The 17913-nt window shown below is 39.4% G+C and carries 11 protein-coding genes and 1 pseudogene; 5 read left to right on the forward strand and 7 right to left on the reverse strand.

Translation table 11 applies throughout. The annotated features are described in order from the left end of the window. The first annotated feature begins 83 nt into the window (after nucleotides 1–83). Together AC5JMK_RS28935 and AC5JMK_RS28940 are read left to right on the forward strand one after the other, a co-directional pair. Complete coding sequence (locus tag AC5JMK_RS28935) at nucleotides 84–902, forward strand: acyl-CoA desaturase (protein ID WP_096673581.1); 819 nt, start codon at nucleotides 84–86, stop codon at nucleotides 900–902. Nucleotides 903–1312: 410 nt separating this feature from the next. Then, nucleotides 1313–2290, forward strand: coding sequence for a carbohydrate kinase family protein (locus tag AC5JMK_RS28940; protein WP_096673579.1), 978 nt, complete (start codon nucleotides 1313–1315; stop codon nucleotides 2288–2290). Between the two features lie 346 nt (nucleotides 2291–2636). Here the strand turns inward: AC5JMK_RS28940 and AC5JMK_RS28945 are convergent, their stop codons facing one another. The 3 genes from AC5JMK_RS28945 to trxB form a co-directional block, all read right to left on the reverse strand. Next, the gene (locus AC5JMK_RS28945; protein ID WP_096673577.1) at nucleotides 2637–4325 is read right to left on the reverse strand and encodes a tetratricopeptide repeat protein; all 1689 of its coding nucleotides are present in this window, start codon (nucleotides 4323–4325) and stop codon (nucleotides 2637–2639) included. 15 nt (nucleotides 4326–4340) lie between these two features. Next, a complete protein-coding gene (gene cobJ / locus AC5JMK_RS28950) occupies nucleotides 4341–6101 on the reverse strand; it encodes a precorrin-3B C(17)-methyltransferase (RefSeq protein ID WP_495911593.1) in 1761 nt (586 codons plus the stop codon). Nucleotides 6102–6217: 116 nt separating this feature from the next. Further along, a complete protein-coding gene (trxB, locus tag AC5JMK_RS28955; RefSeq protein WP_096673573.1) occupies nucleotides 6218–7585 on the reverse strand; it encodes a thioredoxin-disulfide reductase in 1368 nt (455 codons plus the stop codon). A gap of 249 nt (nucleotides 7586–7834) precedes the next feature. On the opposite strand from trxB, the gene AC5JMK_RS28960 reads away from it, so the two are divergent. Together AC5JMK_RS28960 and AC5JMK_RS28965 are read left to right on the forward strand one after the other, a co-directional pair. After that, nucleotides 7835–8365: a type IV pilin-like G/H family protein gene (locus AC5JMK_RS28960; protein ID WP_096673571.1), complete on the forward strand. Its 531-nt coding sequence runs from the start codon at nucleotides 7835–7837 to the stop codon at nucleotides 8363–8365. Between the two features lie 148 nt (nucleotides 8366–8513). Continuing rightward, complete coding sequence (locus AC5JMK_RS28965) at nucleotides 8514–10733, forward strand: O-linked N-acetylglucosamine transferase, SPINDLY family protein (protein WP_495911594.1); 2220 nt, start codon at nucleotides 8514–8516, stop codon at nucleotides 10731–10733. Between the two features lie 48 nt (nucleotides 10734–10781). On the opposite strand, the pseudogene AC5JMK_RS28970 reads toward AC5JMK_RS28965, so the two are convergent. From AC5JMK_RS28970 to AC5JMK_RS28985, 4 genes and pseudogenes are all read right to left on the reverse strand, one after another. Continuing rightward, a pseudogene (locus tag AC5JMK_RS28970) lies at nucleotides 10782–14495 on the reverse strand (class I SAM-dependent methyltransferase). Between the two features lie 17 nt (nucleotides 14496–14512). After that, nucleotides 14513–14911 (reverse strand): tetratricopeptide repeat protein, encoded by a 399-nt coding sequence (locus AC5JMK_RS28975; RefSeq protein WP_096673565.1) that lies wholly within the window; start codon nucleotides 14909–14911, stop codon nucleotides 14513–14515. Between the two features lie 193 nt (nucleotides 14912–15104). Continuing rightward, nucleotides 15105–15557 carry a cupin domain-containing protein gene (locus tag AC5JMK_RS28980; RefSeq protein ID WP_096673563.1) on the reverse strand — a complete coding sequence of 151 codons (453 nt, stop codon included), beginning with the start codon at nucleotides 15555–15557 and terminating at the stop codon, nucleotides 15105–15107. A 99-nt stretch (nucleotides 15558–15656) separates the two neighbouring features. Then, the gene (locus AC5JMK_RS28985) at nucleotides 15657–16427 is read right to left on the reverse strand and encodes a cysteine hydrolase family protein (protein WP_495911606.1); all 771 of its coding nucleotides are present in this window, start codon (nucleotides 16425–16427) and stop codon (nucleotides 15657–15659) included. An 83-nt stretch (nucleotides 16428–16510) separates the two neighbouring features. On the opposite strand from AC5JMK_RS28985, the gene AC5JMK_RS28990 reads away from it, so the two are divergent. Further along, nucleotides 16511–17908 (forward strand): amidohydrolase, encoded by a 1398-nt coding sequence (locus tag AC5JMK_RS28990; RefSeq protein WP_495911595.1) that lies wholly within the window; start codon nucleotides 16511–16513, stop codon nucleotides 17906–17908. The last annotated feature ends 5 nt before the right edge of the window (nucleotides 17909–17913 follow it).

Genomic DNA, 17913 nt, shown 5'->3' on the forward strand with positions numbered 1-17913 from the left:
GTTCCTCATTCACAAAAAAAACATAATATGCGGATTTAAGGATCGCGCAGATTAGGCTGAACAATTCCTATTCAGGTTACTGCATGACAATTGCTACATCAACAAAATCCCGAAGCCATTTAGTACACATTACATTCTTGAGTGTTCTGCACGCTGCTGCGTTGCTTGCTCTGTTTCCCGGTTTCTTTAGCTGGAAAGCAGTTGGTGTGTGCTTGTTTCTCCATTGGGTAACAGGTGGCTTAGGTATTACTCTGGGCTATCACCGCCTCGTCACCCACCGTAGTTTTCAAACTCCTAAGTGGCTAGAATACTTCCTTGTTTTATGCGGAACCCTTTCCTGCGAAGGAGGGCCAATAGAATGGGTTGGTATGCATCGAATGCATCATTTGTACTCAGACAAGGAGTTAGATCCCCATGATTCCAACAAAGGCTTCTGGTGGAGTCACATGGGTTGGATGTTTTTTCATTCACCACTACAGCCAGAAGTACCTCGCTTTACGAAAGATATTTGCGATGACCCAGTTTATCAGTTTTTCCAAAACAATTTAATTTGGCTCCAAGTAGCTCTAGGTGTAGTACTGTTTTTGCTAGGTGGCTGGCCTTTCGTGATCTGGGGAGTTTTTGTTCGCCTAGTTTTTGTATGGCATTGCACCTGGTTAGTCAATAGTGCTACCCATAAATTTGGTTATCGTACTTATGAATCAGGCGATCGCTCAACAAATTGTTGGTGGGTTGCCTTATTAACTTACGGTGAAGGTTGGCACAATAACCACCATGCATTTCAGTATTCGGCTCGTCACGGACTGCAATGGTGGGAATTTGACATGACTTGGATGACAGTCAAACTGCTACAGACGCTTGGTCTAGCCACGAATGTCAAGTTAGCAGATAAAAAGTCATGAGATGATTAAAGTCATCAATTATTGATAATTGAACTAACGCTGTATGCGATTCTTAACCCCCACTCATTCTTAGCTCTATGGTCTAGGAATGAGTGGGGGTTTCAAAAAAATGCCTTGCTGTTTAATTGTGTTACACATCGCCTCTAAAATAGTAGAAATTATTGTAGATTTTTTACAAAGAAAGGCAGAGGGTCGAGGGCAGAAGGCAGAAGGTAAGAAGTATCAATTAAAACTTTAGTTGTGGGTATAAAGCCCACTAAGGAAGAAAATGTATTTCGAGATGCGTAGCGCGATGAAATACGGCATCCTTGTTTCAATCCCACGTTTTTAGACGTGGGTTCCCTTCTGCCTTCTGCCTCCTGCCTTCTGCCTTCATGAATGGAAAATCATCTTCCGAAATTTAAAACCAGATGAGTAATCCCCGTGTTCTGTGCCTGGGTGAGATTTTATTTGATTGTTTAGCTGATCAATTGGGGCGATCGCTCGCCGAGGTGGAGTCTTGGACTCCTTATCCAGGAGGTGCGCCAGCCAACGTAGCCTGTGCTTTAGTCAAGCTGGGTATCCCCACGGGATTTATTGGTTGTGTAGGTGAAGATCAACCAGGCAATGAACTGGTAGACTTATTGCAAAATATCGATGTAGATACAACTGGTGTCCAGCGCCATCCTACAGCACCAACGCGACAAGTTTATGTCGTTCGCTCTGTTGAAGGCGATCGCCACTTTGCTGGATTTGGACAGTACGACACCACAGAATTTGCTGATACCCGCTTGCAAGCCAAGCAATTACCAATCAAGCTCTTTGAAGCCGCAGATTTTCTGGTTTTGGGAACTTTGGAATTAGCCTATCCAGAAAGTGCCAAAGCAGTTTACCGTACTTTGCAACTAGCAGAAGAATACAACCTCAAAGTTTTGCTGGATGTGAATTGGCGTCCTGTATTTTGGCCTAACCCTGACATAGCACCGCAAACGATCCGTGCATTATTCAAACAAGTCGATTTTCTCAAACTTTCACTAGAAGAAGCCGAATGGCTATTTAACACCAGAAGACCAAGGGAAATTTTCAACCATCTCGACTCCATTGAAGGTGTGGTAGTGACGGATGGCGAACACGGTTGTGCTTACTCCTTTGAAGAACACGATGGTGAATTACCCGCCTTTGCTGTGAATGTAGCTGATACCACTGGCGCCGGAGATAGTTTTGTGGCTGGATTCATCCACCAGTTAATAACTCATGGGATCAAAAGCTTGAGTGATCCAGAAAAAGCTAAACATATTGTCACCTATGCTAGCGCTGTTGGAGCATTGACAACAATGAAACCAGGAGCGATCGCATCTCAACCAACCACAGATGAGGTGGAAGCTTTTCTGTTGCAACATTCTAAGTAGCTCGACACATTGATTTTAATGAGTGGCGGGTGTTCAGATCCCCGACTTCTTCTGTGAAGTCGGGGATCTATATCTATAAGGAGCATCCCAATTTTTTCAATATACCCGCGCTTGGGTTTAAACCCTTATACCAATTAAATATGAAGCTGCACATTATTTTAACCCCTCCCAACCTCCCCTTACCAAGGGGAGGTGCCGAAGGCGGTGGGGTTCTTTCTATGCATCTTCATATGAAAATGGTATTAGCTAATTGCACAAGTCGTCTTCAGACGACTCTAATAAATCAAGTAGTCTACTTAAGCAGACTTGAGCTATGACCAGGCGGTTTTTTGAACTTCGATTTTAATTACTGCTGAAGCCTTCTAATATCCTGCAAGGCGTTTTGATACCCTTGTTTATTTCCTTCTTTTTGAAATATTTCAGCAGCTTTTTGTAAATCCGCGATCCCACCTTGTTTGTCACCCCAATTACCACGAGCATTACCTCGGCGGTAATAAGCATAGGCAAAATTGGGATTAATTTTGATAGCTTGGTTGTAATCAGCTATAGCCCCTTTCTTGTCTCCTAAATCACGAAGAGCATTACCTCGGTTGTAGTAAGCTTTGTCGTAGTTGGGATTAATTTTGAGCGCTTCGTTGCAATCAGCTATAGCCCCTTGCTCGTCTCCTAAATATAAGCGGATATTACATCGGTTGTTGTAGGCTTTGTCATAGTTGGGCTTCAGTTTGATGGCTTGAGTGTAATCAGTTATAGCCCCTTGTCTGTCTCCTAATTTACTACGGACTAAACCTCGGTTGTAGTATGCTTCGGCATAGTTGGGATTAATCTGGAGGGCTTGGTTGTAATCATCTATAGCCCCTTGTCTGTCTCCTAGATCCGAAAGAGCATTACCTCGGTTGTTATAGGCTTTGTCATAGTTGGGCCTAAGTTTGAGGGCTTGGTTGTAATCACTTATAGCTCCTTGGTTATCTTTTAATCCACGACGAGCTTTACCCCGGTTGAGATAGGCTGGGGCAAAATTGGAATTAAGTTTGAGAGCTTGGTTGCAATCACTAATGGCTCCTTGATGATCTCCTAAATCTGAGCGGATATTACATCGGTTGCTATAAGCTAAGGCAAACTTGGGATTAATTCTGAGGGCTTGGGTGTAATCAGCTACAGCTCCTTTGTTATCTCCTAATTCGGAACGGACTATACCTCGGTTGTTGTAAGCATACACATATCTAGGATTGAGGCGAATTGCTGTGCTGTAATCGGCGATCGCTCCTTGATAGTCTTTCTGAGTATACTTCTCCTTTGCTTTGATATAAAAATCGTCAGATTTAGGCGCAGCAGTAACTTTTTTAATTGGCGCAGTCAATCCCGTATTTGCCGTCAATATTGGTATTTGTCGTAAAGCTAAGTTAATGGTAGTGCCTATACCCACGTCTAATTGATCGTCAACTCTGCCATGAACGCCTACTACTTCCCCTTGTTCATTCAGCACAGGCCCGCCGCTCATACCTTTGGCTGTCTTATTATCGTAAATTAAGTTATAACCATCACGCTGGGCAGTACCATTAGCATTTACTTGTCCCTTCACGAAAAATAAGCCAGGATTAGAAATTGCTGCTGTCCTCCCAGGAAACCCAGCAACATACACAGTTGTACTGGCTGTGGCTTGATCGGAATTACCAATTTTCGCAACGTTATAAGTTTCACTACTGCTAAACTCAACAATGGCTAAGTCTAACCCTTGCAATTGTTTGACAGTGTTGGTTGTATAACTTTGTTCTTCAGGGGTAATGATTTCGTATTTTTTCCCAGATTGCACCACATGGTAAGCAGTGAGGACGGTGTAAGTGTCACCAGAGCGCTTGATAATTATTCCTGAACCATTACCAGGGGGAGTTTGATCATTATCAATAATCTTGACTGTAATTTCTTGAGAAATCTTTTCTAATTGTTGTGAAGATAGAGCAGTTGCAATCTGGGATTGCACCATCACAACGGATACGCCGATTAGGGCAGATGTAAGTACATAGTGATATTTCATATGTTGATCTCGGTATTAATCATCATAGCGACGGGGAGTATAAACCCAGATACCACCATCTGGTTTTTGGATCATTCGGGTTTTGCTGGAACCTACAATAATCACTGTCCGCATATCAGCCTGTTCTGGTACTAAATTTCCCAGAGTACACACTACAGTTGATTCTCCATCTCTACCGAGGTTACGCGCAAGTACTACCGGAGTATCGGCAGAACGATGACGCAGGAGTATTTTTTGTGTCTGTGCTAATTGCCAGGTGCGTTGCTTGGAAACTGGATTATAAAAAGCAATCACAAAATCTGCTTGAGCAGCAGCAGTAATCCGTTGTTCGATAATTGACCAGGGTTTTAAGATATCTGAAAGGGAAATTGTACAGAAATCATGACCAAGGGGTGCGCCTATTTTAGCTGCGGCTGCTTGCATTGCGGAAATACCCGGCGCTACTTGAATTTCGATACTTTGCCACTCTGGCTTTGCTTGTTTATCCAACACTTCAAAGACTGCGGCAGCCATTGCATAGATTCCAGGATCACCAGAGGATATTACTACCACAAACCATCCCTCTGCTGCTAAATCCAGCGCTACCTTTGCTCGTGCAATTTCTTCGCGATTGTCAGACTCATGCAGGCGTTTATCCTTGGTGAAAGCTTTAACTAAATTCAGGTAAGTAGAATAACCAACAAAATCAGTGGCATTACGTAATATTTCTTTGACTTCCGGCGACATCCAATCACTTCTACCTGGCCCTGTGCCAATAATAGCCAAGCGTCCCCGTGGTGTACCTGTGGTATTGATGTCGATGGGTAAAGGTGCGATCGCGATCGCACACGAAAAATTAGCTGTTTGCCGTTGCATTACCAATTCCCCAGCAGCAGCCAATAAAGCCGCTCCTATTGCCACATCTGCGGTATTGTTTTGATACATAACCTGAGCGATCGCATCGGGAGTAAAAAAACGAATTGGCAGATTGAAAGAACTAGCGATCGCTTGTAAACCAGGTTCAGCCGCATCTGAAATACTAGCAAAAACCCCAGCCACCGACGCTGGAGCTAACTGTGCATCTGCTAGCATTTGTTGTACTAACGCAACTAACTCGCAATCTTCCCCAGTGTGTAATGTGGGATTGAGGGGAGTAATTCCGATGGCGATCGTTGCAGGATGATAAATTAAGTGATTTGGTGTGGAATCTACTGCTTTTTCTGTAACTTCTATGACTTTCTCTGCATCTTGAACAATAGGCAATGAACTATTCCTTAGCCAAGCTGCATTACCTTCTAATCGCACCGATTGTCCTGCCAAGAGGTCAGACATAAAGGTTTTGGCATATTCCGGGTTAGACAAGCGATAGCCTGCTGGTGGATCTTCCAACGCAATACCAAAGCGGATATCACCCGTAGTTGTGAGCGCAGGTTTTATACTTAATACACTGGCAATCTTTCGTGCCAAACTATTGACACCATTGAGTCCTCCCAACAAAGGTACAACTGCACTACCATCCTCTGCAACAGCTAAAACTGGGGGTTCCTGTCGCTTGTTGGCAAGCAGTGGTGCTAAGGTTCTGATCAAAATACCTGTAGCACAAAAGCCAATAATCGGTGTGTTATTTGTGAATAACTCCCGCAGTGTGACTCCAAACTCTGTAAAACTCACATCCACATCAGAAGTCCGGCCTGCTAGTCCGTATAACTGCGCTTCTGGCAAAACACTAATAATCTTACGAGCAACAGGGATACTGTTGTTACCCAGCACAATAATAACGGGTGCAATTTTGGTCATATAGCATTCCTAAATCATTAGCTCCAGACAAGATCCCCGACAACTCTTGCGAAGTCGGGGATCTTGAGTTTGGGATTCCACTGTAGATTCAAACCAAAAGTTGACAAGTGTAGCAACTACAAATTACTTTCTATCAATTGTCGATACTCGCTCTTTTGCTTGACGCCTTTAAGTTCTTTCACCAATTCCTTATTCTTAAAAAACTGAATTGTGGGAGTTCCACTAATACCCGCGTTTTCTGCAATTTCCCGGTCTTTGTCGATATCAATTTCTACAAAGTGAATTTTGCCATCAAATTCATCGACTACTTTATTAAGTATAGGTTTGAGGGTATGGCAAGGGCCACAACCGGGAGAAACGTATTTGACAATGAGCAGGCGATCGCTTTCATGGAAAAGCTTCCGCAGAGAATAACTTCCCTCATGGCGTGTTGCATTTAAATCAAATTCGTCATCAGTGGGAGTTTTGTTAGAGGTAGGCTGAGGCTCTAAATCATTATCGGGAGTTTGCGACACTTGATGAAACTCCTGAAGTAAATCATTGGCAGATAACCACCGTTCTGCTAACATTGCCGCCATACAACCACTACCTGCTGCGGTAATTGCTTGACGATATTCGTGATCCTGCACGTCACCAGCAGCAAAAACCCCTTCTAAACTTGTTTCTGGTGAATTGGGTTTGGTAACAACGTAACCCACTTCGTCAAGTTCTATTTGTCCCTGAAACAAAGAAGTATTGGGAGTGTGACCGATCGCGTAGAATAAACCCTTGACGTGCAGTTCGCTTTCTTCGCTGGTTTGATTATTGCGGATTTTCACTCCTTCCATGTGACCGTTCCCGAACACATCCACAGGTTCAGTGTTCCAATGAACATGGATTTTGGGGTTACTCAAAACCCGGTCTTGCATGGCTTTAGAAGCGCGCATCTTTTCAGAGCGTACCAGCAAATTTACCTTAGAGCCATATTTAGTTAAATAAATAGCTTCTTCTGCTGCTGAGTCACCACCACCCACCACAGCCAATTCAGCACCGTGGAAAATTGGTGTAGCGCCATCACAGATTGCACAAGCAGAAATACCGCGACTCCAAAATTCATGCTCGTTGGTTAAACCCAAACGCCTAGCTGTTGCACCTGTGGCAATAATTAAACTATAGGTTTTAAATTCCCGTTCTTCTGAGCGGACTGTAAACGGACGCTGACTCAAATCTACTTCAATAACGTCTTCTGTGTAAAGTTCAGCGCCCCAACGTTCCGCTTGAGCCTTCATCAAATCCATCAGTTCTGGCCCAGTAATCCCTTTGGGGAAGCCAGGAAAGTTTTCTACTTCCGTTGTTGTCATTAACTGTCCACCAGGTAAACCCCCTGCTTGGAACCCCTCAAATACAACTGGTTTCAGGTTGGCGCGTCCCGCGTAAATAGCAGCTGTGTAGCCTGCTGGCCCAGAACCGATAATTACGACGTTTTCTACATTTGGGTTGGTCATGATGGCTAGGTTATGCGAACTCATAACGACTATGTCTAATCTAGCATAACAAATAAATTGTTGATTGTTGGTCAATCTTCAAGGGTTAATTGTCATTCTCCCTTGTCCCCTTCTCCCCTCAATCCCCATTCCTTTTCCGTGCTGGCGAGAAAATTTTTTAGCCAGAGTGATATGAAAGCAATTTTAAGTGGGTAAGTTACTTTTACAACACAAAAATCACTTATAAGATACTCACTTCAGGAGAACTCAATGCTCAAGCTAGAACTGCAAGCCAAATTCCTCCAGCATTTGAACAACCGTAAGAAAAAAAATGAAGAAGGTTTTACACTTATTGAATTATTGGTGGTAGTAATTATTATCGGTGTACTTGCGGCGATCGCACTACCTTCGCTACTGGGTCAGGTGAATAAAGCTAAACAGTCAGAAGCGAGAAACTACGTAGGTACAGTTAACCGTTCTCAACAAGCTTACTTCCTGGAATATCAAAAGTTTGCTACTAACCTCTCTGAATTGCAAGTAGGGATAAAAACTCAATCTGAAAATTATCAGTATGCTATTACTGGTAGTGGTACTAGTGCTGCCCAGTTTAAAGGAATGGCTATTAAACCTGCGCTTAAATCCTACTATGGATTAGTAGGTACTCAAGTAGGAGATAGCGCGACCTCTGAAGCGCTAACACTAGCAATAGCTTGCGAATCTCCTGGACCTACTACATCAGTAGCTGATGTTACCACATTTAGTACAGGGTGTGCAAACAACTTCGTCTCTTTAGCTAGATAAGAGAGTTGAAAGCATTCATTAATCACTATTACGAGTAATTTCACATACTTTCTTAAATTGGGTAATGTCTAAAAACATTACCCAATTTGTGCAACTTACTAACTGTATAATTCTGTTCCTTTATTCTCACAAGTTTTTCATAAATACTATGCTCTCATTAACTACTCCAACTCAACATCATCAGTTGGCAGAAAAATATTTTGTTGCAGGTAATTATATCCAGGCTGCAAGTCTCTACGAAGAAGCTATTGCTTTAGAATCTAATATTAAATCTAACTATTGGTATTTGGGTTTAACCTTGCTATTGCAAGGACAAGAAGTAGAAGCTCAAACAACTTGGTTCATGGCAATGATCGAAGGAGAAGCAGAACAAGTTGAGGCTTGGAATACAGAATTAGTCTCTATTTTACAAACAGAAGCCGAACGCCAGGAATCACTAAAGGAATATTCACTTGCTGAAAAAATTCGCCACAATATTAAAGAAATTGCTCCTCAAAATATTAACAACCTTTTATATCTTATTCAATTATTAATCAAGTTAAAAACCTATACAAGTGATGGATTGCAAGAACTAGGTGTAATTGAAATCCTACAATCTGAACTCAGATTAGAAGTAAATATTGAATTGTTAATGCAAACTTTACAGATTATTTTAGAGAATTATTATCTCTATCCATCTACTCTGGATTTTGCCAAAGCCTGCTTACCATATCTTCAAGATAATTGCCAATCTTTGCTTAGTATTATATTACCGTCAGCCGTAGAAATCGCCTATTCTCATAGATTACCTAGAATAGCAGCTCAATTATGTGAAATTTATTTGCAGTTAAGTCCTAATAACTCAGAAATCATAGGTCATTTAGCTGGTTTTTATGAAAATTCTATGCAATTTGAAAAAGCGATATCAGCCGCTAAATTATTTTATGATGGAGTACAGGAATTACCAGATATGGTGTTTGCTAATCGTCAAATACTTCGGTGTTTAATGAGTGCAGGTGGACATTGGGAAGAATCTTGTTATGTACATCAAAGGCAAGAATTTTTAGTAAAAAAGCTTATTGAAAATAATCCTGCGCCATTGGATAATATTAGAATTTGTAGACTATTTAATGCTATTTTTTTTACTCCTTATATTGAAGATAATCCCATAAAAAATAGAGTTATACAAAATTGCTTATTGCAACTTTGCCAAGCAAATATAGCAAATTATTCAAAAGAAGCCGTAGATAAGTATTATCAAGGTCATTTAGAAAGAAAAAAACACACTTGCACCAATAAAAAAATTAAGTTAGGATATCTATCTTATTGCCTTAGAAGTCATTCTGTAGGTTGGCTCAGTCGATGGCTATTTCAGTATCACGACCGTGATAAATTTGAAATTAATGCTTACTTTATTAGTACAAATCCAGAATGTGACCCTTTACATGAATGGTATCTCAGCAAAGTAGATAAAGCATATAAAGCAAATAAAACTGCTGAAATTGCTGAAGAAATATACCAGGATGAAATTGATATATTAATTGATTTAGATAGCATTACTTTAGACATTAGTTGTGAAGTTATAAGCATGAAACCTGCGCCGATTCAAGTAACTTGGTTAGGTTGGGATGCTTCTGGTAGTCCATCAGTGGATTATTTTATTGCAGACTCTTATGTATTACCAGAATCAGCGCAGGAATATTACAGCGAAAAAATTTGGCGTTTACCTCAAACTTATGTAGCTGTAGATGGTTTTGAGGTCAGTGTACCTACAGTAACTCGTGAGGAATTAAATATTCCTCATGATGCAGTTGTATATTTCTCTGGTCAGCGAGGCTTTAAGCGACATCCATACATTACGAGACTGCAATTAAGAATTATTAAAGAAGTTCCCAATAGCTACTTCTTAATTAAAGGACTATCTGATGAAGAATCTATTAAAAAGTTTTTTTATCAGCTAGCAGAAGAAGAAGGCGTAGATACAGCTAAATTCAGGTTTCTCCCAGGTGTTATTGCAGAATCAATTCACCGAGCTAATTTAGGTATTGCAGATGTTGTATTAGATACCTATCCTTACAATGGAGCTACAACCACTCTAGAAACTCTGTGGATGTGTATTCCTATGGTGACGAAAGTCGGTGAACAATTCGCCGCTCGTAACAGTTACACCATGATGATGAATGCTGGAATCACAGAAGGTATCGCCTGGACTGATGAAGAATATGTAGAGTGGGGTGTACGTCTAGGTAAAGATGAAGCTTTAAGACAACAAATTGCGTGGAAATTGAGACAGTCAAGGAAAACATCACCTCTATGGAATGGTAAGCAATTTACCCGTGAAATGGAAAAGGCTTACGAACAAATGTGGCAAATATATATTAGTTCGTAGTGAGGGCTTCAGCCCTCAAGATAACTTCTAAGAGGGCTAAAGCCCTTACTACAAATGGCTGAAACTTGCTAATTCATAAGATGTAAGAGTATCTGCTTTTGCTTGTATTAATGCTTGTTTATTTTCATTTGGCAAAACAATTCGCCCATGAAGACGAGGTAGTAATACCTTCCACTGGATCTCAGTTAAATTTCCCACTAGAGAAATTTCTAATCCATCAGTAATATCTAAATCTTCCTCCATGAGAAGGCTCATTGTGACACTTGATAACAATAAATCTGCATCTTCAGTAGCAATATTATTAGTATCAATTAGTAAAGTCATGTTGCTACTATCAGAATGAGTTGCTAGCGTCTTAATTACTTGTGCCAATTCAAGACTGATGAATTCTTCTGGTTGCAACCAATCAGGGAAAATAATTAAGTTTATATCTTTAAGATTTAAAGATAAAAGTGTCACATCAATTAAAGCCGAACTAACAATCTCTGCCATTTTTGACCAAGAAAACTTCTTCGCTTGTTCTAAACCCGCAGCAATTAATGATTGACGAACACTAGGTTTTTGTACTTCGCAAAGTGCATTTGCTAGTTTATATACATCATCATAATTGATATATATTGCAGCTTCTCCAGCTACTTCTGGAATAGAAGCGTTAGGACAAGTAATCACAGGACAACCACAAGCCATTGCTTCTAATACAGGTAAGCCAAAACCTTCATACTTAGATGGATAAACTAATGCTATAGCACCAGAATAAGCTATTGCTAATTCTTCATCATTCAGTTGCAGCATATGAACAACACTACCAAATGTACAGGATCTAAACTGAGATTCCAATAAACCTCCGCTACCTGTAACAACAATATCAAAACCATAGCTGCTAACAAGCTGTGAAAAAGCTTGGAAGAATAAAATACTATTTTTATATCCAGTTCCAATACCAGCTAATAAAAAGTAAGGCTTGGTGATACCATATTTTGTTTTAAAAAAGCTTATGTTTTCAGATGTAGATTGTTTAAAAGTACTGCTAATTCCACAATACGCTATAGTAACAGACTCTAAAGATATATGATTAAAGCATTTTGCTAAATCAAGTGCTGTATTTTTGGAAATAGCTATATAGGCGGATGCGTCTTTTATTGCTTGTTGTTTATCTCGCCACATGGGATGATTCATATCCCATCCCATGACTTCTGGAATCATATCATAAGCCATGAACACAGAAGGTGTTTTTATAGGTGTTGTATAGTAAGAAGAGATAAACAAATCTGCACCTTCTTGATCGCATATTTGCTGTAAAAATTCTCGCTCAGTATTGATCCTGTTATAGTCATAAGCTGGTACATTCAAATACTTAATACCTGGGATTTTCGGAGCAGTACCAGCACGGTCAATTACAATAATATGTTTGGAAAACTCATTATTTGACCATTCTTCTAAGAGAGATTTCCAAACACGCGCAATTCCAGTTTGATAGAGTTGGAAAAATACACCATCAACGATAATTATCGGTGATATTTTGCTGACTTGGGCAATTTGCTGTTGTACTTCTTCTGGTTGTAAAAATCGCCAATTGTTATTGTCATTATCTCTTTGAGCAATTGGAACTATGCCTTGTCTATTTGCAATGTCTACTTGAGTTGCATCTTGAACCCAAGGAAAATATTCCCTTAATAAAATCGGAAATTTAGTATTTTTTTGTAAAGAGATCCATTGAGCAATAGCATTACTATAACCATAGTATTTTTCTTTAAATCTCAATTGTTTTTGTGTGACATAAGCAAAATGCTGAAAAACTAAACCATGGTGTTCTGTTTCGTGATGTAAAAAAGGATTAGTATTCGCTATATTTTTATATTGACCATCAGCTAAAGGTTCTACCAACACAGGAGGCTCATGTGCAGCCCAAATATATCCCGGTTTAAATCTCCAAGTTCTTAGCCACTCTTGTTGAGGATTCTGTGCATAACAGTTGCGAGTGCTAATAATTAATTGTTCACCGACAAAATACCAACACCAATAGAAAGCAGGTGTTTTTTCAGGGTTACTAATAAATATTTCCCTAGCAGTACAAATCTGTTCTAATGTCCATAGTTCATCGACATCTATTTGCCACAATAAGCATTTTTCTTGAATGTTAGCAAGTGGTGCATTAACCATTTCTCGTTTACCATCCCAGAACACGCCTTCCGATTGACGGTAAATTGTGATGTTATCTGGATAAAGTTCTGCCAATTCATCTAAATATTCCGTAGTTCCATCACAACTACGCCCATTTTGATGAATTTCATCACTAATACATCCACCGAGTTTTACACTCCAACTGGTGTCATGTTTTAAATCCGCTACACCTTCAACAATATGCCAATGCCATTTGAAAGGTAGTTGTTTGAAAATTTCAATATGGTAACGGATAAATGGTTGTCCATTGAGAACAATAGTAAAAAAGTGAATTGGCAAGCCTGTGGTTAATGAAGAGTTTGTAGCAGTTAAATTTTTTTGTCCACAGGCGAGACTTGAAGAGTATTCATGATTATCAAGAATATATTTAGCTGTTTTATACCAAACACGTTCTGGTCCGGGCCATGTATATATAACATCATGAAATGCTATCCAACCACCATGTTTTACTAGTGGGAATGACATTTCAAAATCTTTTAAAACATCTAAATATTGATGAGAACCATCAATAAAAATAAAATCAATAGCTTTACCATTTGTTAGCTCTTGCCAATCTTTTAATACATCATGGGAGTAACCACGTAATGGTAATATATATTCTTCAAGATCATTAGCTTGTATATTTGGTTGCCAAATTTCAAAAAATTGGCGTTCAGCAAAATCGGAATCATTTCCATCCCATGTATCAATGGCATAAATTTTTCTATTTGTTCCTATGCAAGCATAGCCCATTGCAACTGTTGAACGCCCCTTAAAAGATCCAATCTCTACTATCACAGCATCTTCTGGAAGAGATTTTACTTTATTAAAAAGGTATTCTTCTTGACCAGGAATCATGAAGCCTTCTATAGATTCAACAGCATCATGAATAGTTTGATAGGCTACGGGTGAAACACTTTTTTGTTTAAAAATTGCATATCCATTCCGCATTTTATGATGACAGCTAATTAGAGTGTAACTAGAGTCTTGAAATAATCTATCAAAATTTTTATAGTTTTTAAATGTATTAATATCATCCAAAAATATATATTTTGCGCCATAGACTTCATCTAATTCGGCGCTACCAGTAAATTCTGAACCGTCAATTAATACTAAATCGAAAAAATCTATATTATTTTCTTTTTTTATTTTTTTAATTCCATGATCACAAAAATCAATTTTTTTGACATATTCAATATCTTGTTTTAGCAAATGCAAGACTGTCTTTAACGGATAAATGTTTAAATTGTTATTAGTTTGTTCGTAGAATTCAATAACTTCGTTTTCACTAGAAAAACTTTCTACAGGCACAGAAGATAAATTATATACTTTTACAAAATCATCATTTTCATATCTCTTTTTTAATTCAGTAAATCTACTTTTTGACACCTCCATACAAAATAATATGGGTTTGTTAGGATTTTGACGCATTCCTGTGACAAATGCTTATGTGCTTCCTTCTCCTGAAGATGAACCGATTTCTAAAACTGTTTTTATATCTTCTTCTCTAGCAATTATTTGAATAGTTGCATAAAATTCATCGTTTTTAATTTCTGGAGGAATTAAACGGTTCAGTTCATAATTATTAATTTCGTTATTCATATTTTTTATTTTTTATTCTATTGTTTGTTATAATTACCTGTTTTCTTTTTCAATTGTTCTAAAAAAATTTTGTAATCTTGTCTTTCAGGATTCAGTTTCACTAACTTTTCTAAAGGTTCGATTGCACCCTTGAAATTCTGTGACTCTAACCGTATTTTCACTAATCCTTCTAAAGCAGTATTATTTTCTGGCTCTCGTTGTAACACCAACTTAAAACCCTGTTCCTGTTGCTGTAATGAAGACTCAGCAGACACAGGTGGGGTTGAAGGATTTTCGATCGCTTTTTGTATTGTGGGAACTATAGCAAAAAACCCGGAGCCAACAAAAGATACAATTGACACCCAGGTTAAAATCTTTTTTCGCCGCTCAATTTTCTTGCTACGGTTAACTAGGTATTCTTCTCCAGAACTAGCCATCTTTCAACTGTTACTGCGGTAAATACTTAAGTACCAGCAAACCTCCTGTTAAGAGAATACCCAGCGTTTCTTAAAAACTAACATTCTCGTTTAAAGTTTTTGATGGCTAGTTCAAAAGCAAATTTCCAAATTTAAAAAAAATTATTATCCCTCCCACTTCCCCACAATCCACAAAACTCAACCACAGATATCTTTAATTTGCAACAAAAGCATCAAACCTACCAAGCACAGCCATATCTTCTGCATCGAATTCTACAGGCGTCCCACTGCGAATAAGTTCGGCAAAATCTTCATTGGGAACCATCACAGTCAACGTATATAAACGTCCAGAACCTGTATTTTCAATTACATGAGTACCAGTAGGTGGCACTAACAAACTATCTCCAGCTTTAATTGAAATACTTTTACCATCACAAGAGGCCCTACCTTCCCCTTTGAGAACAAAAAACATCTCTATAGCGAATTGATGACGATTAGGGGGAGTTTTACCACCTACATCAAAAATTTCCACACAACAAGTTAGAGAAGCATTCGCGATCGCCGGGTCAAATACGATCGCCAAACGGTTTGAATCCTGGGGGCTAATACGATAAACTTGGTAATCTTTGGGAGATTTGACAACAGGAATTACACAGCAATTGATCATATGTCATTTGTCCTACTATACAAGAAGCTGCTAAAGCGTCTAGCGTCTATGTCATTGGTCATTTGTTAGTAGGAGCGAGCGTACGGTCGTTCGCCCCTACTAACCATTAATTGCTTTGAAAATTGCTTCTGAATCTGTGACAAAACCGAAACACTGTTTGACGTTATATAGTGTTGCTAACCAACAATATTCAGGGGAAGTTGTCGCTGTACAATCTTTAACTAATATGCAGTCGTATCCTAAAAAGTTGGCGTCTTGTAAAGTTGCCATAACACATTGATCCGCATTGACACCAGCAAAAAATAGTGTCGTTCTGCCCAAGTTTCGCAGGATACTATCTAAAGGAGTGTCCCAGAAACCACTCATACGGTATTTATCAATAAAAACATCTCCTGGTAATTGTTCGAGTTCATCTACCACTGCTGCTGCCCAACTACCTTTCATCAGTACTTTAGCACCATTACTCGGTAATGGATCACCTAACCCCACACCTTCCCCTGTGGAATTGTAGACATGATGTATACCTGCACTGATATTGAGTAAATCAGGACGGTTTCCCCAATTTATCCATATTATCGGCACTCCAGTTGCCCGCAGTGTTGGCAGTAGATTTTGCAAAGGTTTGATTGGCTGACGCGCTGGATTGACATCTACACCGATATGTGATAACCAACCATCAGGGTGACAAAAATCATTTTGCATGTCAATGACGAGGATAGCAGCTTTTGCGAGATCAAGGCGGAGATTTTTGGTTTCTGTTGCTAAGATAACGGGTTGTGGGTTAAGGGGAGGACGAGTGATATCTGCGATCGCCTGATTTACTGCCCAAGCATTTGGTGCAATTCCTAGTTTCCGAAGAGGCAGATCCATAAAAGCAACATCCAACATCATTGTTTACTTTGTAACTTGAAATTAGCTCCAGAGCTGGATTACTTAATTAAGGTTAAATATTCATGAACTTTACTATTGAGAATGCCTTAATACCTGTCGAAGATGATTACACTACCGTTGATGTGCAAGTTAACCTGGGAATTATTACTGCGATCGCACCACAGCTAGAGGTGGTGGGAACAGCGATTAACGGTGAAAATAAACTTTTATTACCAGGATTCTTCAACGCTCATACCCATTCATCGGAAATGTGGCAACGGGGGATCATGTCTATGTTACCCCTAGAATTATGGCTAGCAGAACTCTATGATTTCGCGCCTCTCGATCTCGAAAAAGTTTACCTCAGTGCTTTAGGAACAGCAGTAGAAACTCTACTTTCTGGGGGTACGAGTGTCGTAGATCATTTAGTATTGATTCCTGGTAAAGAATTAGAAACCATCGCCACCGCAGTTCGTGCTTATCAAGAAGTTGGTATTCGTGCGTTTGTTGCACCCCTAATTCAAGATGAATCGATTACTGCTGGTATTCCATCGGGGGAAACTCAACAAAATCATGAGCCTTATTTTCGCTCAACGCAAGCAACATTAGAAATTATTGAAGCAGCAGTACAACAATTTCATCGTCCAGAATCAGGCGTGAATATTCTCGTCGCCCCAACTGGTATCCAACTGTGTTCTGATGCTTTATTTGATGGATGTAGACAGTTAAGCGAAAAGTACAATCTTTGTCGTCACTCCCATTTACTAGAAACCAAAGCCCAGGAAAAACTAGCTCAAGAAAAATACGGTTGTACTGCCGTTGCACACCTAAAGCGTATTGGTTTTTTAGACTATCGCACAAGCCTAGCCCATTGTGTCCATCTAACTGACAATGATATTTCTATCCTTAATCAAACTCAATCTACCGTAGTTCATAACCCCTTAAGTAACTTGCGTTTGGGTAGTGGTATTGCCCCAATTTTAAAATATCGGCAAGCAGGAGTAAACGTAACTTTTGGTTGCGATGGTGCATCAAGTAATGATTCGCAAGATTTATTAGAAGCGATCAAAATTGGTTCTATCTTACATAACGTCACCGATTTAGATTATCAATACTGGATTACACCCAGACAAGCAGTAGGAATGGCTGCTTTGGGTGGTGCAAAGGGATTGAATACAGCAGATAAACTTGGTTCTCTAAGTGTTGGGAAAAAAGCAGATTTAGTACTTTATGATCTGACTAATTTATCATTATTACCGCGTACAGACCCGATTGGTTTATTAGTTTTAGGACGTCCTAGTAATGTAGTTAATAGTGCGTGGGTGAATGGTAAACAAATTGTTGCTGATGGCAAAGTTACAACAATTGATGTTGAGAAATTGCAGCAAGAATTATTTAATCACAGTCAGTGGGATACTCAGCGTCAATCTCAAACAGTTGCTCAAATTGAAGCACATTATCGGTTGGTGATGGGGTTGTGATTTCA

The organism is Pelatocladus sp., assembly GCF_059505505.1.

Excerpts from the sequence above, each read along its gene's own strand:
- AC5JMK_RS28935 (WP_096673581.1), top strand. The coding sequence starts at position 84 with ATGACAATTGCTACATCAACAAAATCCCGAAGCCATTTAGTACACATT.
- AC5JMK_RS28940 (WP_096673579.1), top strand. The coding sequence starts at position 1,313 with ATGAGTAATCCCCGTGTTCTGTGCCTGGGTGAGATTTTATTTGATTGT.
- AC5JMK_RS28945 (WP_096673577.1), bottom strand. The coding sequence starts at position 4,325 with ATGAAATATCACTATGTACTTACATCTGCCCTAATCGGCGTATCCGTT.
- cobJ (WP_495911593.1), bottom strand. The coding sequence starts at position 6,101 with ATGACCAAAATTGCACCCGTTATTATTGTGCTGGGTAACAACAGTATC.
- trxB (WP_096673573.1), bottom strand. The coding sequence starts at position 7,585 with ATGACCAACCCAAATGTAGAAAACGTCGTAATTATCGGTTCTGGGCCA.
- AC5JMK_RS28960 (WP_096673571.1), top strand. The coding sequence starts at position 7,835 with ATGCTCAAGCTAGAACTGCAAGCCAAATTCCTCCAGCATTTGAACAAC.
- AC5JMK_RS28965 (WP_495911594.1), top strand. The coding sequence starts at position 8,514 with ATGCTCTCATTAACTACTCCAACTCAACATCATCAGTTGGCAGAAAAA.
- AC5JMK_RS28975 (WP_096673565.1), bottom strand. The coding sequence starts at position 14,911 with ATGGCTAGTTCTGGAGAAGAATACCTAGTTAACCGTAGCAAGAAAATT.
- AC5JMK_RS28980 (WP_096673563.1), bottom strand. The coding sequence starts at position 15,557 with ATGATCAATTGCTGTGTAATTCCTGTTGTCAAATCTCCCAAAGATTAC.
- AC5JMK_RS28985 (WP_495911606.1), bottom strand. The coding sequence starts at position 16,427 with ATGGATCTGCCTCTTCGGAAACTAGGAATTGCACCAAATGCTTGGGCA.
- AC5JMK_RS28990 (WP_495911595.1), top strand. The coding sequence starts at position 16,511 with ATGAACTTTACTATTGAGAATGCCTTAATACCTGTCGAAGATGATTAC.